The organism is Streptomyces sp. TN58, assembly GCF_001941845.1.
Classification (GTDB): Bacteria; Actinomycetota; Actinomycetes; order Streptomycetales; family Streptomycetaceae; genus Streptomyces.
On the sequence record NZ_CP018870.1, the window covers coordinates 4,419,699 to 4,439,993 of the forward strand.

Sequence of the window (20,295 nt, forward strand, 5' to 3'; positions counted from 1 at the left end):
GTCCTGATGTGGGAGGCCCGGGCCGCGACCGGCCGGGGCAACGAGCTGCTCGAATGGGCCCGGGCCCAGATCCTGGCCCGGGATCCGGTGCGCCGCGAGGTGCTGCGGGCACCGCAGGACCGGGTGCTCGTGATGACCTGGTGGGAAGCGGCCGAAGGCCTCGCGGCGGACCTGCCCGAACTGCCCGAGCCGGCCGCCGACCTGATCACGCGCGCCGTCCACCGCTGGCGCTTCGAGTCGGTGGAGGCCGACGGGGCCTGACCCGGCCCGGGGCGCCTACGCCGGGTGCGCCTGAGCCGGGGGCGGGACGGCCGGCGCCGGGGCACCGATCAGCATCGAGGGGGCGCCCGCCACCCGCGTCAGGAAGACGGTCGCCGAGTTCGGGCCCTGCGGCTTGACCTTCTTGCGCAGCTCCTCCGGCTCGATCGCCGAACCACGCTTCTTCACGGTCAGGACCCCGACCCCGCGCTCGCGCAGCAGGGCCTTCAGCTTCTTCAGGCCGAAGGGCAGCACGTCGGTGATCTCGTACGCCGTCGCGTACGGCGTCGCACGCAGCTCGTCCGCGGTGATGTAGGCGATGGTCGGGTCGATGAGCCGGCCGTCCAGCTGCCCGGCCACCTCGGCGACCAGGTGGGCGCGGATCACGGCGCCGTCGGGCTCGTAGAGCCACCGGCCCACCGGCCCGGCCTCCGGATCGGGCAGCGGCTCGGTGGTGTGCAGACCGCGCGGCCCGGGGAGCAGGGTGGCGCGCACCGTTCCGGGGGTCGTGCCGAACCAGAGCACGGCCTCCTTCACGTCCCCGTGGTCGGAGATCCACTCGGCCTCGGCCTCGGCGGGGACCGCCTCGTGCGGGATCCCGGGGGCGATCTTGACGGCGGCGTACTTCGCCGCGCGGGCCGTCTCCACGGCCCACGACAGCGGCGGCGAATACGACTCCGGATCGAAGGTCCGGCCCCGGCCCCCGCGCCGGGCCGGGTCGATGAAGACCGCGTCGAAGCCGGAGGCGTCCACCTCCGTCACATCGGCCTCGCGGACCTCGATCAGGTCCGCCAGGCCCAGCGCCTCGGCGTTGGCGCGCGCGACGGCGGCCGTCAGCGGGTCGCGGTCCACCGCGAGCACCCGGATACCCACGCGGGCCAGGGCGAGGGCGTCCCCGCCGATGCCGCAGCACAGGTCCACGAGGCTGCGCACACCGAGGGCCGCGAGTCGCTCCGCCCGGTACGAGGCCACCGACGCGCGGGTGGCCATCTCGCCGCCGCCGGGGGTGAAGTACATCCGGAAGGCGTCCTCGGCCCCGAACTTGGCCACCGCGCGCTGCCGCAGCCGGGCCTGCCCGAGGGCCGCGGAGACCAGCGCGGCGGGGTGCTCGCGGCGCAGCCGGGTGGCGACGGCCAGCTCCTGGGCGGGGTCGTGGTCGCGGAGCGAGTCGAGGAGGGCGCGGCCCTCGGGGGTGAGGAGCGCGGCGAAGTCTTCGGGGGTCACGGGTCCATTGTCGGCGACGGGGATGTGGGCCGGTCGGAGGAACATCGCACCCCGGTGCGCGGTGTCGGCCCGGGACCCCGCGTGTCGGGTGCCAGGATGCGCAGCTATGCAGCTAGTCGGACAAAGGGAAGATAAGACGCAACTGGGTCACCGGTACGCGGCGGGTCCGCGCGGCCGGTTCGGGGTGGCCGTGGCCGCCCTGCTGGTGGCAGCCCTCGGCACGGCCTGCGGCTCCGGGCAGTCGGGCGGGCCGGACAAGGCCGAGAAGGCCAAGGCGGCCAAGGGCTCGGAGGCGGGCGCCGCCGGTGCGCTCAGCGCCGCCGAGAAGGCCAAGGCGCTGCAGCAGGCACGCGTCGCCGCGGCGAAGAAGTGGGGGCTGCGCCAGGTGCCGCTCGCGGCCCCGCCGGCGCCGAAGGAGAAGCCGGAGATCGAGACGCGTGACGGCTTCGAGGTGTGGAACCACGAAGAGGACGAACTGCCGCCGGTCTTCACCACCGTGCCCACCGAGGACAAGGTCGTCTTCCTGACCATCGACGACGGCTCGGAGAAGGACCCCGAGTTCCTGAAGATGATGCAGGAGCTGAAGATCCCGTACACGGCCTTCCTCAGCGACTACCTCGTTAAGGACAACTACCCGTACTTCAAGCAGATGCAGGCCGCGGGCGTCACGCTGAACAACCACACGCTCAACCACCGCTACATGCCCGGGCTGTCGTACGAGCAGCAGCGCGAGGAGATCTGCGGCCAGCAGGACACCATCCAGAAGACGTTCGGCAAGCGGCCGACGCTCTTCCGGCCGCCGTACGGCAACTACAACGACGACACCCTCAAGGCGGCGAAGTCCTGCGGCATCAAGGCCGTCCCGCTGTGGAACGCCGAGGCGTTCACGAACCGCATGGACTACCGCGAGTGGGACCGCGACCTGCACCCCGGTGACATCATCCTCACGCACTTCCGGGGTAAGGAGGACTGGAAGGGCACGATGCCTGACATGATCCGTCATGTCATGAAGACCGTCACGGACAAGGGCTATGCCGTGGCCCGCCTGGAGGACTACTTGTGAGGTACGTGCGCCGGTTGGTAGCCGGAACGCTGGCGGCCGGCGCGCTCGCGCTCTCGCTGACGGGGTGCGGCAAGAACGTGGACCCCACCGAACGGCTGGGCAACAAGGCCACGCCGAACCCGTCGTCGCCGACGCCGTCCGCGTCGACGACGGGTCCCGCGGCTGCTCCCGGGGGCGGGCAGGGGGGCGGGCAGGGGGGCGCGTCCGACGAGGCGTACAAGAAGTGGGGCCTGACGGCCCCGCTCCAGTACGCACCGAAGCCCGCCCAGAAGCCGCAGATCCCGAAGGCGGCCCCCGGCAAGGTCCCGGTGATAGACCGAATACCCCTGCCGGCCGGGGAGAAGACGGTCTTCCTGACCTTCGACGACGGCGCCGAGAAGGACCCCGAGTTCCTGAAGATGGCGGCCGACCTCAAGCTGCCGATCAGCATGTTCCTCACGGACAGCGTGGCCTCGTCGGACTACGGGCACTTCGAGAAGCTTCGCGACAACGGCTCGGCGAGCACGGTGAACAACCACACGCTGACCCACCCGAACCTGCGGACCCTCTCCTTCGAGGCGCAGAAGAAGGAGATATGCGGCCAGCAGGACAAGCTGGAGAAGCGCTTCGGCCAGCGCCCGCCGTTCTTCCGCCCGCCCTTCGGCAACTACAACGACGACACCCTCCGGGCTGCCTCGGAGTGCGGCGTCTCGTCGGTGCTCCTTTGGCGGGTGTCGATGCAGATAAACAACTTCCAGTACGCCCAGGGCTCCACCCTCCAGCCCGGCGACATCATCCTGGCCCACTTCCGCGGCCCGTCCGAACTCAAGGGCGCGACGGAAACCCAGATGACGACCCGCATGCTCCAGCGCATCCAGGAACAGGGCTATCGCATAGGCCGCCTGGAGGACTACCTGTAGGACCGCGGGCGCTTCGGGGGCGGGGGCCGCGGGGGCGGTGGCGGAAGGCGCGGCGGCGGTGCGGGTCGGCAGCCGCCGGGGCGGGCTTCGAGGGGTGCGGAGGTGGCTTCGAGGGACGGGATCCCGCCGGGGCGAGGCTTCGAGAGTCACGACGGCGGTGCGAGGAGCAGGATCCGCTGGGGCGGTGTCGGTGGGGTTCTGGGGGTTTCCCGTCAGTCCCATCGTCTCTCCGCGTCGGGCCGGCCCGTCAAGGGCGCTCCCGTTGGTCGCGTCGCTATGCGAGGGCCTTCGGCCCCCCTTGACCGACCGTCCCGCCACGGAAATCCGAAAGACTGCCGGGAAGCCCCCAGAGGAACGGGCCGGCCATCCAGACATCCCTCGGGCAGGTCGGCGCCGCGCAGCGGGAGCCGGGTACGCCCCAAATCGCTACGCGCTCCTGAAGGACGGCGTCAGCGGACCCCTGTGGCTGGACATAGGCCGCCCCAGATCGCTACGCGCTTCTCCATCACGCGTCCGCGAGCCTCTGGGGTCGGGCATAAGCCGCCACCAATCGCTACGCGCTCCTCGACGACCGCGTCCGCCCCTCGTTCGGGGCTGGGAGGGGCGAAATCGAGGGCCGGGAAAGCCATTCCTCGGCTCAGCCGAACTCAACCCCCATCAAGACCACGACGAGATCCCACCCGTCGGCACAGACGGGGGCAATTAGGGCGAATGGCAGCCTCTCGGCCGTGCGCACTCTCCCAGACATGGATTGGCATCGCTCCAGCCGTCATCCGGCGCTTTTCCACCCCACCCAGGGGCCGGACGCCGTCCAAGAGGGGCGCGGAAAGCTTTCTGCGGCTTGTGCCCAGCCCCAGACGAACCGCAGACGCGTGATCGAGAAGCGCGCGGCCACCACTGGCGGCCTCTGCCCAACCCATGAGACTCGCGGACGCGTGATGGATAAGCGCGTAGCGATCGCTGGCGGCCTATTCCCAGCCCAAGAGGCTTGCTGACGCCGTCAGGCAGGAGCGCGTAGCGATTGGTGGCGGCCTATGTCCAGCCCATGGGGCTCGGAGACGCCGTCAGGCAGGAGCGCGTAGCGATTGGTGGCGGCCTATGTCCAGCCCATAGGGCTCGCAGGCGCCGTCGGGCAGGAGCGCGTAGCGATTTGACGCGCTCCTGGATCCGGGCACGCGGCCCCGACCTCCCCGAGGGATGTCTGGATGGCCGGCCCGTTCCTCTGGGGGCTTCCCGGCAGTCTTTCGGATTTCCGTGGCGGGACGGTCGGTCAAGGGGGGCCGAAGGCCCTCACGAAGTGACGCGACCAACGGGAGCGCCCTTGACGGGCCGGCCCGACGCGGAGAGACGATGGGACTGACGGGAAACCCCCAGGGCATTTCCGACCCTGCCCGAGTGGATCCCATTCTTCTGAAGCCTCCGCGCCCTTCTGAAGTTCGCCTTGGCTGGATCCCTCTCCGCGTATCGCCGCTGCGCCGTCCCGCCCCCGCCCCGGCGGCTCCCGCTCCGCGTATCGCCGCCGCGCCTTCCCGCCCCCGCCCCGGCGGCTCCCGCCCCCCCCCGCCGCTGCGCCTTGCGCCCCGCCCCGGCGGCTCCCGCCCCACCCCCGCCCCGGCGGCTCCCGCTCCGCGTATCGCCGCCGCGCCTTCCCGCCCCCGCCTCGGCGGCTCCCGCCCCCTACCGCCGCTGCGCCTTGCGCCCCGCCCCGGCGGCTCCCGCCCCCCCCACCGCCGCTGCGCCTTGCGCCCCGCCTCGGCGGCTCCCGCCCCACCCCCGCCCGGCGGCTGCCGCCCCGCCCCCGCCTCCTACCCCGCCACCGGGGTGATCGTTGTTTCCGCCGGGCCTCGGGCGTCCGCCTCGCGTTGGCGTTCCGCGCTGTCGCTGATGCGGAGGAGGAGGGCGATCATGATCCAGTTGGCCAGGAGGGACGAGCCGCCCTTGGCCAGGAAGGGCAGGGCCTTGCCCGTGAGGGGGATCAGGCCCGTGACGCCTCCGGCGACCACGAAGACCTGGAGCGCCAGCGCCGAGGCGAGCCCCACCGCCAGCAGCTTGCCGAAGGGGTCGCGGGCGCCGAGTGCCATCCGCAGCCCGCGCTGCACGAGGAGCCCGTAGAGGATCAGTACGGCCATGACCCCGGCCAGGCCCAGCTCCTCGCCCACCGTCGTGAGGATGAAGTCGCTGCGCCCGGCGAACTTGATCAGCTCGGGGTGGCCCATGCCGAGGCCGGTCCCCGAGACGCCGCCCGTGCCGAAGCTGAACAGCGCCTGCGCCGACTGGTCCGAGGTGACACCTGGGGGAGGGGTCTCCCAGTAGACGGAGAGCGGATTCAGCCAGGCCGCCACGCGCGCCTTCACATGCGGCTCGGTCGAGCCCACGACGAAGGCGCCCGCCGCAGCCATGAGCACACCGCAGACGATCCAGCTGGTGCGCTCGGTGGCGACGTACAGCATCACGACGAAGACGCCGAAGAAGATCAGCGACGTGCCCAGGTCCCGCTCGAAGACCAGCACCAGCATCGACAGGATCCACACCGTGACGATGGGTCCGAGCTGGCGCATCGGGGGCAGGCGCACCCCGAGGAACCGGCGGCCCGTCAGGGCGAGGGAGTCGCGGTGGATGACCAGGTAGCCGGCGAAGAAGATCGCGATCATGATCTTCACGAACTCCCCGGGCTGGACCGAGAAGCCGAAGAGGATGATCCACCGCTTGGCGCCGTACGTGTCCGCGCCGAAGAACGCCGGTGCGATCAGCAGCACCAGCGCGACCGCCATCGTGATGTAGATGAACCGCTGGAGCAGCCGGTGGTCGCGCAGCAGTGCCAGCACCGCGATGCACGCGGCCACGCCGACCACGGTCCACAGCAGCTGGCCCGGGGCGTTCGCGTCGGAGTTCCACCGCTCGATGTAGCCCTGGTCGAGCCGGTGGATCAGTACGAGCCCCAGGCCGGTCAGCAGCATGGCGAGCGGGAAGACCAGCGGGTCCGCGTAGGCGGCGAAGCGGCGTACGCCCAGATGCCCCACCAGCGACAGCAGCGTCATGCTGATGGTGAAGCCGGCGAGGTTGGGCGGGAGCTCGCCGTTCATCGCGAGGCCCGCGGCCGCGTGCCCGAAGACGGCGATGGCGATGACGAGAACGAGGAGCAGCGCCTCGGTGCGACGGCGGGCACCCGCCGTCGTCAGCGGCCTCAGTCCACGCACGGGACGCCGCCGACACCCTCGGGGGCGGGCAGGGGGCCTGCGGCGGAGGGCGGGCGGGATCCTGGATCGCCGGCGGCGCCCGGTGCGCAGGGGCCGGCGGAAGCCATGGGTCCGATTCGCTCTCCAATGAGGCGCTTTATCTTCATATCTTCTACGACGTCGATGCCGTCCCCGGGGTTCCTCCCCGAAGCCCGTAGGCCCGCCGTCCGTCCGCCGGACGCCCCGCCGAAGCCCCCGCCGGGCACCCCGCGGGGGGTGCCCGCGCAACGCCCGGCCGACGGGAATTGGCACTCCGCTTGACCGAGTGCTAATCGCCGGAATAGTCTCGCACCTGGCACTCGCCCCCGGTGAGTGCCAACACAGCGACAGGCAGGTCCGGCACCCGCGACGACGGATCGACCTGGTCGCCACCTCAGACAGTTAACCCCGGATCTCCGAAGGGGGAGGTCGGATCGTGACGACCGCCAGCTCCAAGGTTGCCATCAAGCCGCTTGAGGACCGCATCGTGGTCCAGCCGCTCGACGCCGAGCAGACCACGGCCTCCGGCCTGGTCATCCCGGACACCGCGAAGGAGAAGCCCCAGGAGGGCGTCGTCCTCGCGGTCGGCCCGGGTCGCTTCGAGGACGGCCAGCGTCTCCCGCTGGACGTCACCGTCGGCGACATCGTGCTGTACAGCAAGTACGGCGGCACCGAAGTGAAGTACAGCGGCGAGGAGTACCTCGTCCTCTCGGCTCGCGACGTGCTCGCGATCGTCGAGAAGTAATTTCGCTTCACAGCACTGCTTTGAGCTGCGCCCCTGGTCACCCCGCTGATTGCCGGGCGGCGAGGGGCGCAGCCCGTTAAACCGAGTTTTCGAGAGGGCTGAACCGCTCCCATGGCGAAGATCCTGAAGTTCGACGAGGACGCCCGTCGCGCCCTCGAGCGCGGCGTCAACAAGCTTGCCGACACGGTCAAGGTGACGATCGGCCCCAAGGGCCGCAACGTCGTCATCGACAAGAAGTTCGGCGCCCCCACCATCACCAACGACGGTGTCACCATCGCCCGCGAGGTCGAGCTGGACGACCCGTACGAGAACCTGGGCGCGCAGCTCGTGAAGGAGGTGGCGACCAAGACCAACGACATCGCGGGCGACGGCACCACCACCGCCACCGTGCTGGCCCAGGCGCTGGTCCGCGAGGGTCTGCGCAACGTCGCCGCCGGCGCTTCCCCGGCCGCCCTGAAGAAGGGCATCGACGCCGCGGTCAAGGCCGTGTCCGAGGACCTCCTCGCGACCGCCCGCCCGATCGAGGACAAGTCCGACATCGCCGCCGTCGCCGCGCTCTCCGCGCAGGACGCCCAGGTCGGCGAGCTCATCGCCGAGGCGATGGACAAGGTCGGCAAGGACGGTGTCATCACCGTCGAGGAGTCCAACACCTTCGGCCTGGAGCTGGAGTTCACCGAGGGCATGGCCTTCGACAAGGGCTACCTCTCGCCGTACATGGTCTCCGACCAGGAGCGTATGGAGGCCGTCCTCGACGACCCGTACATCCTGATCAACCAGGGCAAGATCTCCTCCATCCAGGACCTCCTGCCGCTGCTGGAGAAGGTCATCCAGGCGGGTGGCTCCAAGCCGCTGCTGATCATCGCCGAGGACGTCGAGGGCGAGGCGCTCTCCACCCTCGTCGTCAACAAGATCCGCGGCACCTTCAACGCGGTGGCCGTCAAGGCCCCGGGCTTCGGTGACCGCCGCAAGGCGATGCTGCAGGACATGGCCACCCTCACCGGTGCCACCGTCATCGCCGAGGAGGTCGGCCTCAAGCTCGACCAGGCCGGTCTGGACGTGCTGGGTTCCGCCCGCCGCGTGACCATCTCCAAGGACGACACCACCATCGTCGACGGTGCGGGCAGCTCCGACGAGGTCCTCGGCCGCGTGAACCAGATCAAGGCCGAGATCGAGGCCACGGACTCCGACTGGGACCGCGAGAAGCTGCAGGAGCGCCTGGCGAAGCTCGCCGGTGGCGTCTGCGTCATCAAGGTCGGCGCCGCCACCGAGGTGGAGCTCAAGGAGAAGAAGCACCGTCTGGAGGACGCCATCTCCGCGACCCGCGCCGCGGTCGAGGAGGGCATCGTCTCCGGTGGTGGCTCCGCGCTCGTCCACGCCGTGAAGGTCCTCGACGGCAACCTCGGCCTGTCGGGCGACGAGGCCACCGGTGTCGCGGTCGTGCGCCGCGCCGCCGTCGAGCCGCTGCGCTGGATCGCCGAGAACGCGGGCCTTGAGGGCTACGTCATCACCTCGAAGGTCTCCGAGCTCGACAAGGGCCAGGGCTTCAACGCCGCCTCCGGCGAGTACGGCGACCTGGTCAAGGCCGGCGTCATCGACCCGGTGAAGGTCACCCGTTCCGCGCTGGAGAACGCCGCCTCCATCGCCTCCCTGCTGCTCACGACCGAGACCCTGGTCGTCGAGAAGCCGGCCGAGGACGAGGGCGACGCCGGTCACGGCCACGGTCACGGCCACAGCCACTGACCCGCTCCACGTCGAAGGCCCCGCTCCGCAGCCGCGGAGCGGGGCCTTCCCCGTGTGCGGACACCCCCCTGGAGCTAGGTGGCGTAGGGCGATCCGGTTCCGCCCATCTGGCGCTGGAGGGCGCCGGGGTTGTAGTGCCACCAGCCCTCGATGATCTCTCCGTCCTGGCACCGGAAGGTCGTGGTGCCGGACATCTCGTACGTCTTCCCGGTCGGTGGGACCCCCATGAACTCTCCCGTGTGGGTGCCGCGCCAGTTCCAGATGGTCGTGACCATGTCCCCCTCGGCCACCTGCGCGGTCGGCTCGAAGGTCATGTCGAAGGCGGCGCGCCACATCTCCATGTCGGAGCGCATGTTCTCGCGCCCGATGACGGTGGGTTCCTCCTTGCTGACGTCGTGGTCGATGTAGTTCGTCGCGAAGCACTCGTCGATGACGCTCATGTCGCCGGCCATGGCGGCTTCCTGGAACACCCGGCTGCAGAGTTGCTTGTTGAGGTGTTCGTCGCGGACGACGTCGAGGTTCATGAACTTCGGCATCCCCTCGCAGAGGGACACCATCTCGTGGAACATCCGGTCCGTCTCGGGGAGCTGAGAGTTCTTCATCGCCTCCTCGTACGAGGCGAACTCCACCATGTCCACGAAGTGGGTCGGGGCATCGCGGTCCTGGCCGATCATCGTGTGCGTGGCGGTGCGCCTGCCGCTGCTCTGTTCAGCCCAGCGGTCGATGAGCGCGTTCATCTCATCGAACCGCGTGGTCTCATAATCGATCACCTGTACGAATGTCATCGCGTCGCCTCCCGCTGGAGATGGGACATGTCCAGTTTAGGGAGAGTTAGCCCGTTTGGCGGTCCAGGTCGTCCAGACGGGACCGCGGCGGAGGGCCTGCCGACAGGCCATGAACGCTACTGCGGCCCGTACTTGCGGCCGGTACGCGAGGACACCCCGCCCAGCAGCCCGCGCGGCGTCAGCTTCACGACACCCATCAGCGCCTTGTACCGCGGGTCCGGGATCGACACCGTCTTCCCGCGCGCCAGGTCGGCCAGCGCGGCGGCCACCAGCTTGTCGGCGTCCAGCCACATCCAGCCGGGGATGTTGTCCGTGCCCATGCCGGCGCGCTGGTGGAACTCCGTGCGTACGAAGCCGGGGCACAGCGCCATCAGCCGGACCCCGGACCCCGCCATGTCCCGCGCCGCGCCCTGGGTGAACTGCACGACCCAGGCCTTGCTGGCCCCGTACGTACCGCGCGGTACGAAGGCGGCCACCGAGGCCACGTTGATCACGCCGCCGCGGCCGCGCGTGCGCATCGACTCCGAAGCCGCCGAGGTCAGCCGCAGCACGGCCTCGACGTGGACCTTGAGCATGGTCAGCTCGTCGGCCATGGAGACTTCCAGGTAGCGGCCCTTGTTGCCGAAGCCCGCGTTGTTGACCAGCAGGTCGACCGGATGCGTACGGTCGCCGAGGCGTTTCTCCACCGCCGCGATGCCCGCGTCGGTGGAGAGGTCGGCGGCCAGCACCTCGGCCTCGATCCCGTGCAGGTCGTGGAGCTCCGTGGCCTGCTCGCCGAGCCGCTTGGTGTCGCGCGCCACCAGCACGAGGTTGTGCCCCTGGGCGGCCAGCCGCCGGGCGAAGGCGGCGCCGATGCCCGCCGTGGATCCCGTAATCAACGCAGTCGTCATAGGCGCAACCTAGCCGCCCCGGACGACGCCGCTATCGCACCCCGGCCCCGGTCCCGTGCTTCTCCACGTACTGGAGCACCTTCTCGTGCGCCTCCGGCTCCATCGCCGCCCCCGCTGCCAGGGTCCGCGGCAGCAGGGCGCGCTCGGTGGTGAAGGCGCGGAACCACAGCTGCACCGTCACGTCGTGGTCCGGCCGGTGGATGATCTCGATGGGGTCGCCGGGGGAGACGGAACCCTCCTGGATCACCCTCAGGTACGCGCCCGGCCGGGCCTCCCGGGTGAAGCGCCTGACCCAGCCGGCCTCGCCCAGCACACCCTGGAAGGTGCGGCACGGGATGCGGGCCGAGGCCACTTCGAGGACCAGGTCCGAGCCGACCCGCCAGCGGTCGCCGAGCCGCGCGGTGTTCAGGTCGACGCCGGAGGTCGTGAAGTTCTCGCCGAAGAGGCCTCCGGGCAGTTCGCGACCCAGCTCGCGCTCCCACAGGTCCAGGTCCTCGCGGGCGTACGCGTAGACGGCCTGGTGGTCGCCGCCGTGGTGGCGCCGGTTGCAGACGGTGTCGCCCTCAAGGCCGCTGCCGAGGCCGGTGGCCTTGGCGCCGGGGGCGAAGACGCGGACGGGGCCGGGGACGGGGCGCTTGCCGATGCCCGTCACCCCGCTCTCCGCGTCGGTGTGCTCGGAAGGGGTGGCGGCGCCGAGGTTCACGGAGATCAGATGCATGGGACCCATGGGCACAGGCTAACCGCGCACCCCCAAAGCGGCACAGAGGTATTCGCGCAGGCGTCAAAGGGGGCCTTATGCTCGCAGGGTGATCGAGGCACGTCATCTCCGGGTACTGCGCGCCGTCGCCGGGACCGGATCCTTCTCCGCCGCCGCGCGCGAGCTCGGCTGCACCCAGCCCGCCGTCTCCCAGCAGATGAAGGCGCTGGAGCAGTCGGCCGGCACCCCGCTGCTCATCCGCACCGGCCGCGAGATGCGGCTGACCCAGGCGGGCGAGGCCCTGGTCCGGCACGCGGCCGGAATCCTCGCGGGGCTGACCGCCGCCGAGGAGGAGGTCGCGGCCATCGCGGGGCTGCGCGCGGGCCGGGTGCGGCTCGTGTCCTTCCCCAGCGGCAGTTCCACCCTGGTGCCGACCGCGCTCGCGGCGATGCGCGCCGAGCACCCGGGCACCCGTATCTCCCTGGTCGAGGCCGAGCCGCCGCGCTCGGTGGAGATGCTGCGTGAGGGCGACTGCGACCTGGCGCTGGCCTTCCGCTACGGAGGCTCCGCCGGGTCCGCCGCCGAGTGGGAGGACCTCGTGGTGCGGCCGCTGCTGACCGACCGGCTCGTCGGGCTGGTCCCCGAGGGGCACGCACTGGCCGGCGCGGAGCGGGTGGGCATGGCGGAGCTGGCCGGCGAGCCCTGGATCGCGGGCTGCCCGCGTTGCCGCCGCCATCTGGTGGAGGTGTGCGAGGACGCGGGCTTCACCCCGCGCATCGACTTCGCCACCGACGACTATCCGGCGGTGGTCGGCCTGGTCGGCGCGGGGCTGGGCGTGGCCGTGCTGCCGGAGCTCGCGGTGGAGTCCGTACGGGCCAAGGGCGTCAGCACCGTGGCCGTGGAGCCGGCCGTCGAGCGGGAGGTCGTGGCGCTGACGCTGCCCGACCTGGCCCGGGTGCCGGCCGTGGCGGCGACCCTGGCCGAGCTGGAGCGGGCAGCGACGCGCTGACCGTACGCCCGGGCCTGCCGAAGTCCCGCGTCGGCCGTACGTCCGGGCCCGTCACGCGCCGGCCGCACGCACGGGGGCGCGTACGGCCGAACGCGTGAAACCGGGACCGGGCGGCGACACGCCCGGCGTGCGGATGGTGTTGAGGAAACGTTCCTTCGTCGTTTCGTCGGCTCTCAGTGCGGCGCGATCGGTCCGATCGCACTCGACGCGGGGATGAGTCGATGCCGGGCGCGGCCCATCAGTTCCTCGCGCTCGTCCTCCGTGAGGCCGCCCCACACCCCGTAGGGCTCGCGGACGGCCAGTGCGTGCGCAGCGCATTCCGAACGAACCGGGCATCGCATGCAGACCTCTTTAGCCGAGGCCTCACGCGCGCTCCTGGCCGCGCCCCGCTCGCCTTCCGGGTGGAAGAAGAGGGAGCTGTCGACCCCGCGGCAGGCGGCTAGCAGCTGCCAGTCCCAGAGGTCGGCGTTCGGTCCGGGGAGGCGGGAGAAATCTGCCATTGGTAGTCCTCTTGGTGCCGGTACTGAGGCGGATACGGTCCATGTCTCCAAGGGTCTCCACACCTACTGTCGGAGTAGATGTAAATATGACTCATTGGGAATCTAGCCTCAGACACGTGCCAAACGGAAGGAAAGCCGCCAAATAGGGCATAGCTCCAGATGGAGGACAGGCCGGTTGCGCCTCCCCCGCCGTGATCGCTTCCTCACGTAGAGTGCCGAAGGTGTCCGTCCGACCCGTAACTCTTTCGAGTGACCATCGTTGAGAGTGCGAAGGCGGTTGAACCGACAAGTTCTCGGACAGGTGTCCGGGAGCATCGACCGCACAGGTGACGATACGTACCAGCCTGGAGGCTCAAGGTGACGCGCATCAGCAGCTGCGGAGGGCGGTCATGACATCCGTCCTCGTCTGCGACGACTCCCCGCTTGCCCGAGAGGCGCTCCGTCGCGCGGTTGCCACCGTGCCCGGCGTCGAGCGTGTGACGACGGCTGCCAACGGCGAGGAAGTCCTCCGCCGCTGGGGCGCCGACCGCTCCGACCTGATCCTGATGGATGTACGGATGCCCGGGCTCGGCGGTGTGGAGACGGTCCGCCGCCTCCTCTCGGCCGACCCCGGCGCCCGCATCATCATGCTGACGGTCGCCGAGGACCTGGACGGCGTGGCCCTCGCGGTCGCCGCCGGCGCCCGCGGATACCTGCACAAGGACGCCTCGCGCGCCGAACTGCGGGCCACGGTCACCCAGGCGCTCGCCGACCCCACCTGGCGACTGGCCCCGCGCCGGCTCCGCTCCGCCGAGATGGGCGCGGCGCCCACCCTCACCGCGCGCGAGATCCAGGTGCTGGAGGGCATGAGCCACGGCCGGTCCAACGCGGAGATCGGGCGCGAGCTCTTCCTCTCCGAGGACACGGTCAAGACCCACGCCCGCCGGCTCTTCAAGAAGCTCGGCGCCTCGGACCGTGCGCACGCCGTCGCACTCGGCTTCCGCTGGGGTCTCGTCCGCTGACCCGGCCGCGGCCGGGTCCGCCCGGACCGCCGCACACCGCGGATCGTCGAGAGCGGTCCCGTCCGCCACCGGTGGGCGGGGCGGCGCGCCGCTCTTGCCGCCTCCCGGCGCCCCACGGCGCCTCTTCTCGTCACGGTGGCCCCGTCCCGCCGTACCCGGTGCGCACCCGGGGGTTGGCGGGGCACAATCCGGGGGACGTCTCGCTTCGTGCGCGATGCCGCATCCTTGAGGGTGTGGAGTCTCTCGGGGACTATTCGGCCGAGCGGGAGGGGAGGGCGCAGATGATGAGTTCCGGCGCACCCGCTCATAACGCTTCGACGCACAACAAGGGCCACGGTGCCGCGGATGCTCCGGCGCCAAGGCACCATGGACGGATGCGCGACGACGAGGCCCTGGGGTCCCCCGCGGCCACAGGCCCCACCGGCGCCGCCGGAGGCGGCAGTGCCGGGGGCGTCAGCGCGCTGGTCCGCCGGGCGGTGGAGGGCGACGAACAGGCCACGCACGACCTGCTCGCCTTCGTGCACCCCCTCGCGATCCGCTATTGCCGCACCCGGCTGTCACGGCTTCCGGGTGACGCTCGCCACTTCGTGGAGGACCTGGCACAGGAGGTCTGCGTCGCCGTCCTGATGGCGCTGCCGCGCTACCGGGACACCGGTCGGCCCTTCGAGGCATTCGTCTTCGCCATCGCCGCGCACAAGGTCGCCGACCTGCAGCGGGCCGCCATGAGGCACCCGGGCAGCACGGCCGTGCCGTCGGACGAGATGCCCGAGCGGCCGGACGACTCGCTGGGCCCGGAGGAGCGCGCGCTGCTCAGCAGCGACGCCGCCTGGGCCAAGAAGCTGCTGGCGAACCTTCCGGAGAACCAGCGCGAGCTCCTCGTCCTGCGGGTGGCCGTCGGGCTGACCGCCGAGGAGACCGGCCAGATGCTCGGGATGTCCCCCGGAGCCGTACGCGTGGCCCAGCACCGGGCGCTCAGCCGGCTCCGCGCGCTCGCCGAGCAGTAGGCATACCCGTAGGTATACCCGTAGGAAACTACGAATCTTCTGGTTGACCTTGGTCGTGGAATGAGACGCGTCGCTATCCCGTTAGCATGGACATCCGCGCTGAGCAAGACCATTTGGGAAGGTGTCATGACTGACAGCGGTTCGACTGGAGTGCCCGACAAATTCGCCACGCTCGGACTGACCTACGACGACGTGCTGCTGCTGCCGGGCGCGTCGGACATGGCGCCGGACGACATCGACACCTCCTCCCTCATCTCCCGCAACGTGCGCGTGAACATCCCGCTGCTGTCCGCGGCCATGGACAAGGTCACCGAGGCCCGCATGGCCATCGCGATGGCCCGCCAGGGCGGCGTCGGCGTGCTGCACCGCAACCTCTCGATCGCCGACCAGGCCAACCAGGTCGACCTCGTCAAGCGCTCCGAGTCCGGCATGGTCTCCGACCCGATCACGGTGCACCCGGACGCGACCCTGCGCGAGGCCGACGAGCTCTGCGCGAAGTTCCGTATCTCCGGCGTCCCGGTCACCGACCCCGCGGGCAAGCTCCTCGGCATCGTCACCAACCGCGACATGGCCTTCGAGTCGGACCGCAGCCGCCAGGTGCGCGAGGTCATGACCCCGATGCCGCTGGTCACGGGCAAGGTGGGCATCTCCGGCGTGGACGCCATGGAGCTGCTGCGCCGCCACAAGATCGAGAAGCTTCCGCTGGTCGACGACGCGGGCGTCCTCAAGGGCCTCATCACGGTCAAGGACTTCGTCAAGGCCGAGAAGTACCCCAACGCCGCCAAGGACAAGGACGGCCGCCTCCTGGTGGGCGCCGCCGTCGGCGTCGCCGGGGACGCGTACGACCGTGCCCAGGCCCTGATCGAGGCGGGCGCCGACTTCATCGTCGTCGACACCGCCCACGGCCACTCCCGGCTGGTCGGCGACATGGTCGCCAAGATCAAGTCGAACTCCTCCGTGGACGTCATCGGCGGCAACGTCGCGACCCGCGACGGCGCCCAGTCGCTGATCGACGCCGGCTGCGACGGCATCAAGGTCGGCGTCGGCCCCGGCTCCATCTGCACCACCCGCGTCGTCGCCGGCATCGGCGTCCCGCAGGTCACCGCGATCTACGAGGCCTCGCTCGCCGCCAAGGCGGCCGGCGTCCCGGTCATCGGCGACGGCGGCCTGCAGTACTCCGGCGACATCGCGAAGGCCCTCGTCGCGGGCGCCGACACGGTGATGCTCGGCTCGCTGCTCGCGGGGTGCGAGGAGTCCCCGGGCGAGCTGCTCTTCATCAACGGCAAGCAGTTCAAGTCCTACCGCGGCATGGGCTCGCTCGGCGCGATGCAGTCCCGCGGCGACCAGCGCTCCTTCTCCAAGGACCGCTACTTCCAGGAGGGCGTGGGCGGCGACGACAAGCTCATCCCCGAGGGCATCGAGGGCCAGGTGCCCTACCGCGGCCCGCTGTCCGCGGTCGTCCACCAGCTCGTCGGCGGCCTGCGCCAGTCGATGTTCTACGTGGGCGGGCGCACCGTGCCCGAGCTCCAGGAGAACGGCCGCTTCGTGCGCATCACGTCGGCGGGCCTCAAGGAGAGCCACCCGCACGACATCCAGATGACCGTCGAGGCCCCGAACTACAGCCGCAAGGGCTGAGCAGGCGCGACACCAGAGGGGCGGATCCGGGTCGGCACCGGGTCCGCCCCTCCCGCATGGCGTCGTACGGCACGGCACGTCCGTACAGCGGTCACCGGAACGCGGCCCGCCGGGGTTCGGGGATACTGGACGGGCAGACCCAGAGGAAAGGCCACCACACGTGACTGAGATCGAGATCGGGCGCGGCAAGCGCGGCCGCAGGGCGTACGCGTTCGACGACATCGCCATCGTCCCGAGCCGGCGTACCCGGGACCCGAAGGAGGTCTCGATCGCCTGGCAGATCGACGCGTACCGCTTCGAGCTCCCCTTCCTGGCCGCCCCCATGGACTCGGTCGTCTCCCCGCAGACCGCGATCCGTATCGGCGAGCTCGGCGGCCTCGGTGTGCTGAACCTCGAAGGCCTGTGGACCCGTTACGAGGACCCGCAGCCGCTGCTCGACGAGATCACGGAGCTGGACGAGGAGGCCGCCACCCGCCGGCTCCAGGAGATCTACTCCGCGCCGATCCAGGCCGACCTGATCCGGCAGCGGATCAAGGAGGTGCGCGACTCCGGTGTCGTCACCGCCGCCGCCCTCTCCCCGCAGCGCACGGCCGAGTTCTCCAAGGCCGTCGTCGACGCGGGCGTGGACATCTTCGTGATCCGCGGCACCACCGTGTCGGCCGAGCACGTCTCGGGCGCCGCCGAGCCGCTGAACCTCAAGCAGTTCATCTACGAGCTCGACGTGCCGGTCATCGTCGGCGGCTGCGCCACCTACACGGCGGCCCTGCACCTGATGCGCACCGGCGCCGCGGGCGTGCTGGTCGGCTTCGGCGGCGGCGCCGCCCACACCACGCGCAACGTCCTCGGCATCCAGGTCCCGATGGCGACGGCCGTCGCGGACGTGGCCGCGGCGCGCCGCGACTACATGGACGAGTCCGGCGGCCGCTACGTGCACGTCATCGCCGACGGCGGCGTGGGCTGGTCGGGCGACATCCCGAAGGCCGTGGCCTGCGGCGCCGACGCCGTGATGATGGGCTCCCCGCTGGCCCGCGCCACGGACGCGCCCGGCCGGGGCAACCACTGGGGCATGGAGGCCGTCCACGAGGACGTGCCGCGCGGCAAGAAGGTCGACCTCGGCACCGTCGGCACCACCGAGGAGATCCTGACCGGTCCCTCGCACAGCCCTGACGGCTCGATGAACATCTTCGGTGCGCTGCGCCGCTCGATGGCCACCACCGGCTACAGCGAGCTGAAGGAGTTCCAGCGGGTCGAGGTCACGGTCGCGGACTCCCAGCACAGCCGCTGACCCCGCGCCGCACACACGACGCCGGAGGGCGGGCCCCCTGCAACGGGGGCCCGCCCTCCGGCGTGTGTCAGAGCCCGAGGTACAGCGTCACGGCGTGTTCGACCTGGGCGAGCTCGTACCGGTCCGGATAGTGCACCGGGTCGCCGTGGACGAAGGACACGTCGACCGTGCGGATCTGGTCGACCAGCAGCCGGGTGGCCGTTCCGGCGATCTCCAGCTCGGGCCGGAACGGGGAGCCCTGGGCGCTGGTGGAGGCGGGCACGATCGTCACCACGCTCCAGGCCATGCCACTCGGACTCAGCACGAGACCGAATCGCTTGCCGCGCCGCTCGTGCCCGCGCTTGGCGTCACCCAGGTCCACGCGGTAGACGGCGCCCCGGATCATTACGGAAGGGTGCGACATCTGTGCAACGGATGTTGCACAGATGTCGGCGTGCGTCAGCCGGACTTGCGGGCCGTCTGGAAGGCCGCGTACGCGCCGATCGCGTAGAAGAGCAGCGAGATCGGGTCGATGTTGTCGACGTAGACCTGGTTCAGCTTCACGAACTCGGTGGTGAGCAGTTCGGAGACGGGGATGCCCTGGTGCTCGGACACGGCGAGGGCCAGGTCCAGGACGTATCCGACGTACACGCCGAGGAGCGTGAAGACGGCGCTCAGGACCGGGAGGAGCGGGTTGCGGCCGCCGAGGCGGACGGCGACGAGGGCGACCGCGAGGCCGACACCGGCGGCCAGGTAGCCGATCTGGAACGAGATCGCGTTCATGATGCCGCCGTAGGCGGCGCCCGCGACCAGGGCGGTGCCGGCCGCCGCGAGGATCGCCAGGCCGAAGTTGCCGCTGCGGGCCGGTGCCGGGGCGGCGACCGGGGAGTAGGAGTCGGGCGCGGGCGGCGTGAAGTTCTGGCTCATCGGACGGGATCCCCCCAGGGATGTGGACGCACGTGCGGCCCTAGGGCGTAAGTGCGAGATAAGTGATGCCGCAGGCTAGCAGGCCGGTCGGACACCGGCGGGGGGATGTCCCGGTGCTTCGGAGGCGGTGCTTCAGAGGCGGTGGGCCGCGCCCACCGGGCCGGCGCCGCGGGTGTCCAGGAGCAGCTGGGCCTTCACGGCCAGGGCCTGCATGTCGTAGGTGCGGTGGTGCTGGAGCAGGATCGTCAGGTCGGCGTTGGCCGCGGCCTCGTACAGCGACTCGGCGCGGGGGACCGGCCGGTCCCGTACGCGCCAGCCCGTGATGTACGGGTCGTGGTAGCTGATCAGCGCCCCGAGGTCGATGAGGCGGCTGGCGATCTCGCCGGCCGGGGAGCCCTCCTGGTCGGCGAGGTCGGGCTTGTAGGTGACCCCGAGCAGCAGGACGCGGGCGCCGCGGGCGGACTTGCCGTGCTCGTTCAGCAGGGTGGCGGAGCGCTGGATGACGTACTGCGGCATCCGGTCGTTGATCTCCTGCGCCAGGCCGACCATGCGCAGCGGGTGGCCGGGGGTGCGGGTGGTGTGGGGGAGGTAGTTCGGGTCGAGGGGGACGCCGTGGCCGCCGACGCCGGGGCCGGGGCGGAAGGCCTGGAACCCGTACGGCTTGGTCTCGGCGCAGCGGATGACGTCCCACAGGTCGACGCCGAGGTCGTGGCAGAGCACGGCCATCTCGTTCATCAGGGCGATGTTGACGTGGCGGTAGTTGGTTTCGAGGAGTTGCACGGTCTCGGCCTCGCGCAGGCCGCGGGCGCGGACGACCTTCTCGGTGAGGCGGGCGTAGAAGGCGTGCGCGGACTCGGTGCACGCGGGGGTGAGGCCGCCGATCACCTTGGGGGTGTTGGAGACGCCGTGCGTGCGGTTGCCGGGGTCGAGGCGGGTGGGGGAGTAGGCCAGGTGGAAGTCCCGGCCGGCGCGCAGGCCGGATCCCTCCTCCAGGATCGGCCGCAGGTAGTCCTCGGTGACGCCGGGGTGGACGGCGGATTCGAGGATCACCGTGGTGTGCGGGCGCAGCCGTGCGGCGAGCGCGCGTCCCGCCCCGCCCACGGCGGAGAGGTCCAGCGCGCGGTCGGCTCCGAGCCGGGTGGGGGCGCAGATGACGGCCGTGCGGACCCGGCCGAGCTCGGCGGGGTCGGTGGCGACCCGGAAGCCGGCCGCCGACATGCGGCGGATCTCGGCAGCGGAGAGAGTGGAGTCCGTGACGGGACCGCTGTCGTAGCCGACCGTCTCGATTCCGGCGGCGACGGCCGCCTGTGCGAGCGGGAGGCCGAGGTGGCCCAGTCCGATGACGGCGAGGTCTGCGGGCATGGGGATGCCGTCCCTTCCCTGGCGTGAGGTGGTGCCGCGCGAGCCCTCCGAGGACAGCGGAGCTGGCGCAATGTCAG

The 20,295-nt window shown here is 71.0% G+C and carries 19 protein-coding genes; 10 read left to right on the forward strand and 9 right to left on the reverse strand.

Annotated features, from left to right (window positions below):
• Window positions 1-6: 6 nt before the first annotated feature.
• Window positions 7-261 carry a hypothetical protein gene (locus BSL84_RS20205; RefSeq protein ID WP_037662602.1) on the forward strand — a complete coding sequence of 85 codons (255 nt, stop codon included), beginning with the start codon at window positions 7-9 and terminating at the stop codon, window positions 259-261.
• A 15-nt stretch (window positions 262-276) separates the two neighbouring features.
• Here the strand turns inward: BSL84_RS20205 and BSL84_RS20210 are convergent, their stop codons facing one another.
• Complete coding sequence (locus BSL84_RS20210) at window positions 277-1,527, reverse strand: THUMP-like domain-containing protein (protein ID WP_051873237.1); 1,251 nt, start codon at window positions 1,525-1,527, stop codon at window positions 277-279.
• Window positions 1,528-1,666: 139 nt separating this feature from the next.
• Between BSL84_RS20210 and BSL84_RS20215 the strand changes: the two genes are divergently transcribed.
• Both BSL84_RS20215 and BSL84_RS20220 read left to right on the forward strand, forming a co-directional pair.
• Complete coding sequence (locus tag BSL84_RS20215; protein ID WP_030029508.1) at window positions 1,667-2,545, forward strand: polysaccharide deacetylase family protein; 879 nt, start codon at window positions 1,667-1,669, stop codon at window positions 2,543-2,545.
• A 14-nt stretch (window positions 2,546-2,559) separates the two neighbouring features.
• Window positions 2,560-3,444 (forward strand): polysaccharide deacetylase family protein, encoded by an 885-nt coding sequence (locus tag BSL84_RS20220; protein ID WP_079273463.1) that lies wholly within the window; start codon window positions 2,560-2,562, stop codon window positions 3,442-3,444.
• 1,805 nt (window positions 3,445-5,249) lie between these two features.
• Here the strand turns inward: BSL84_RS20220 and BSL84_RS20225 are convergent.
• Window positions 5,250-6,641: an FtsW/RodA/SpoVE family cell cycle protein gene (locus tag BSL84_RS20225; RefSeq protein ID WP_037662159.1), complete on the reverse strand. Its 1,392-nt coding sequence runs from the start codon at window positions 6,639-6,641 to the stop codon at window positions 5,250-5,252.
• A gap of 454 nt (window positions 6,642-7,095) precedes the next feature.
• On the opposite strand from BSL84_RS20225, the gene groES reads away from it, so the two are divergent.
• Together groES and groL are read left to right on the forward strand one after the other, a co-directional pair.
• Entirely contained in the window at window positions 7,096-7,404 is a 309-nt protein-coding gene (gene groES / locus BSL84_RS20230; protein ID WP_030011064.1) for a co-chaperone GroES, read from the forward strand.
• Between the two features lie 111 nt (window positions 7,405-7,515).
• On the forward strand, window positions 7,516-9,144 hold the full coding sequence (gene groL, locus BSL84_RS20235) for a chaperonin GroEL (RefSeq protein ID WP_030028865.1): 1,629 nt from the start codon (window positions 7,516-7,518) through the stop codon (window positions 9,142-9,144).
• Between the two features lie 74 nt (window positions 9,145-9,218).
• Here the strand turns inward: groL and BSL84_RS20240 are convergent, their stop codons facing one another.
• The 3 genes from BSL84_RS20240 to BSL84_RS20250 form a co-directional block, all read right to left on the reverse strand.
• Window positions 9,219-9,929, reverse strand: a complete 711-nt coding sequence (locus tag BSL84_RS20240; RefSeq protein WP_030028867.1) for an ester cyclase — start codon at window positions 9,927-9,929, stop codon at window positions 9,219-9,221.
• A 116-nt stretch (window positions 9,930-10,045) separates the two neighbouring features.
• Entirely contained in the window at window positions 10,046-10,819 is a 774-nt protein-coding gene (locus BSL84_RS20245) for an SDR family NAD(P)-dependent oxidoreductase (protein WP_030028868.1), read from the reverse strand.
• A 31-nt stretch (window positions 10,820-10,850) separates the two neighbouring features.
• Window positions 10,851-11,537, reverse strand: coding sequence for an MOSC domain-containing protein (locus BSL84_RS20250; RefSeq protein WP_030028869.1), 687 nt, complete (start codon window positions 11,535-11,537; stop codon window positions 10,851-10,853).
• An 88-nt stretch (window positions 11,538-11,625) separates the two neighbouring features.
• On the opposite strand from BSL84_RS20250, the gene BSL84_RS20255 reads away from it, so the two are divergent.
• The gene (locus tag BSL84_RS20255) at window positions 11,626-12,525 is read left to right on the forward strand and encodes a LysR family transcriptional regulator (RefSeq protein ID WP_045323141.1); all 900 of its coding nucleotides are present in this window, start codon (window positions 11,626-11,628) and stop codon (window positions 12,523-12,525) included.
• Window positions 12,526-12,698: 173 nt separating this feature from the next.
• Here the strand turns inward: BSL84_RS20255 and BSL84_RS20260 are convergent, their stop codons facing one another.
• On the reverse strand, window positions 12,699-13,025 hold the full coding sequence (locus BSL84_RS20260) for a WhiB family transcriptional regulator (RefSeq protein WP_030027725.1): 327 nt from the start codon (window positions 13,023-13,025) through the stop codon (window positions 12,699-12,701).
• Window positions 13,026-13,414: 389 nt separating this feature from the next.
• On the opposite strand from BSL84_RS20260, the gene BSL84_RS20265 reads away from it, so the two are divergent.
• From BSL84_RS20265 to BSL84_RS20280, 4 genes are all read left to right on the forward strand, one after another.
• Complete coding sequence (locus tag BSL84_RS20265) at window positions 13,415-14,026, forward strand: response regulator transcription factor (protein ID WP_003948568.1); 612 nt, start codon at window positions 13,415-13,417, stop codon at window positions 14,024-14,026.
• Between the two features lie 374 nt (window positions 14,027-14,400).
• Window positions 14,401-15,030, forward strand: coding sequence for a sigma-70 family RNA polymerase sigma factor (locus tag BSL84_RS20270; RefSeq protein ID WP_030659530.1), 630 nt, complete (start codon window positions 14,401-14,403; stop codon window positions 15,028-15,030).
• Window positions 15,031-15,156: 126 nt separating this feature from the next.
• Window positions 15,157-16,665, forward strand: coding sequence for an IMP dehydrogenase (gene guaB, locus BSL84_RS20275; RefSeq protein WP_030027727.1), 1,509 nt, complete (start codon window positions 15,157-15,159; stop codon window positions 16,663-16,665).
• A 160-nt stretch (window positions 16,666-16,825) separates the two neighbouring features.
• Window positions 16,826-17,950, forward strand: coding sequence for a GuaB3 family IMP dehydrogenase-related protein (locus tag BSL84_RS20280; RefSeq protein WP_030027728.1), 1,125 nt, complete (start codon window positions 16,826-16,828; stop codon window positions 17,948-17,950).
• Window positions 17,951-18,017: 67 nt separating this feature from the next.
• Here BSL84_RS20280 and BSL84_RS20285 read toward each other — a convergent pair whose 3' ends face one another.
• The 3 genes from BSL84_RS20285 to BSL84_RS20295 form a co-directional block, all read right to left on the reverse strand.
• Window positions 18,018-18,335, reverse strand: coding sequence for a type II toxin-antitoxin system PemK/MazF family toxin (locus BSL84_RS20285; protein WP_075970855.1), 318 nt, complete (start codon window positions 18,333-18,335; stop codon window positions 18,018-18,020).
• A 53-nt stretch (window positions 18,336-18,388) separates the two neighbouring features.
• Window positions 18,389-18,856 carry a hypothetical protein gene (locus BSL84_RS20290; RefSeq protein ID WP_030027730.1) on the reverse strand — a complete coding sequence of 156 codons (468 nt, stop codon included), beginning with the start codon at window positions 18,854-18,856 and terminating at the stop codon, window positions 18,389-18,391.
• Between the two features lie 132 nt (window positions 18,857-18,988).
• The gene (locus BSL84_RS20295; protein WP_030027731.1) at window positions 18,989-20,218 is read right to left on the reverse strand and encodes a nucleotide sugar dehydrogenase; all 1,230 of its coding nucleotides are present in this window, start codon (window positions 20,216-20,218) and stop codon (window positions 18,989-18,991) included.
• Window positions 20,219-20,295: the final 77 nt, after the last annotated feature.

What these genes read in the sequence shown, in the direction of transcription:
- BSL84_RS20205 (WP_037662602.1), top strand. Translation starts at nt 7, where the DNA reads ATGTGGGAGGCCCGGGCCGCGACCGGCCGGGGCAACGAGCTGCTCGAA.
- BSL84_RS20210 (WP_051873237.1), bottom strand. Translation starts at nt 1,527, where the DNA reads ATGTTCCTCCGACCGGCCCACATCCCCGTCGCCGACAATGGACCCGTG.
- groL (WP_030028865.1), top strand. Translation starts at nt 7,516, where the DNA reads ATGGCGAAGATCCTGAAGTTCGACGAGGACGCCCGTCGCGCCCTCGAG.
- BSL84_RS20240 (WP_030028867.1), bottom strand. Translation starts at nt 9,929, where the DNA reads ATGACATTCGTACAGGTGATCGATTATGAGACCACGCGGTTCGATGAG.
- BSL84_RS20245 (WP_030028868.1), bottom strand. Translation starts at nt 10,819, where the DNA reads ATGACGACTGCGTTGATTACGGGATCCACGGCGGGCATCGGCGCCGCC.
- BSL84_RS20250 (WP_030028869.1), bottom strand. Translation starts at nt 11,537, where the DNA reads ATGCATCTGATCTCCGTGAACCTCGGCGCCGCCACCCCTTCCGAGCAC.
- BSL84_RS20260 (WP_030027725.1), bottom strand. Translation starts at nt 13,025, where the DNA reads ATGGCAGATTTCTCCCGCCTCCCCGGACCGAACGCCGACCTCTGGGAC.
- BSL84_RS20265 (WP_003948568.1), top strand. Translation starts at nt 13,415, where the DNA reads ATGACATCCGTCCTCGTCTGCGACGACTCCCCGCTTGCCCGAGAGGCG.
- BSL84_RS20270 (WP_030659530.1), top strand. Translation starts at nt 14,401, where the DNA reads ATGCGCGACGACGAGGCCCTGGGGTCCCCCGCGGCCACAGGCCCCACC.
- guaB (WP_030027727.1), top strand. Translation starts at nt 15,157, where the DNA reads ATGACTGACAGCGGTTCGACTGGAGTGCCCGACAAATTCGCCACGCTC.
- BSL84_RS20285 (WP_075970855.1), bottom strand. Translation starts at nt 18,335, where the DNA reads ATGATCCGGGGCGCCGTCTACCGCGTGGACCTGGGTGACGCCAAGCGC.
- BSL84_RS20290 (WP_030027730.1), bottom strand. Translation starts at nt 18,856, where the DNA reads ATGAGCCAGAACTTCACGCCGCCCGCGCCCGACTCCTACTCCCCGGTC.
- BSL84_RS20295 (WP_030027731.1), bottom strand. Translation starts at nt 20,218, where the DNA reads ATGCCCGCAGACCTCGCCGTCATCGGACTGGGCCACCTCGGCCTCCCG.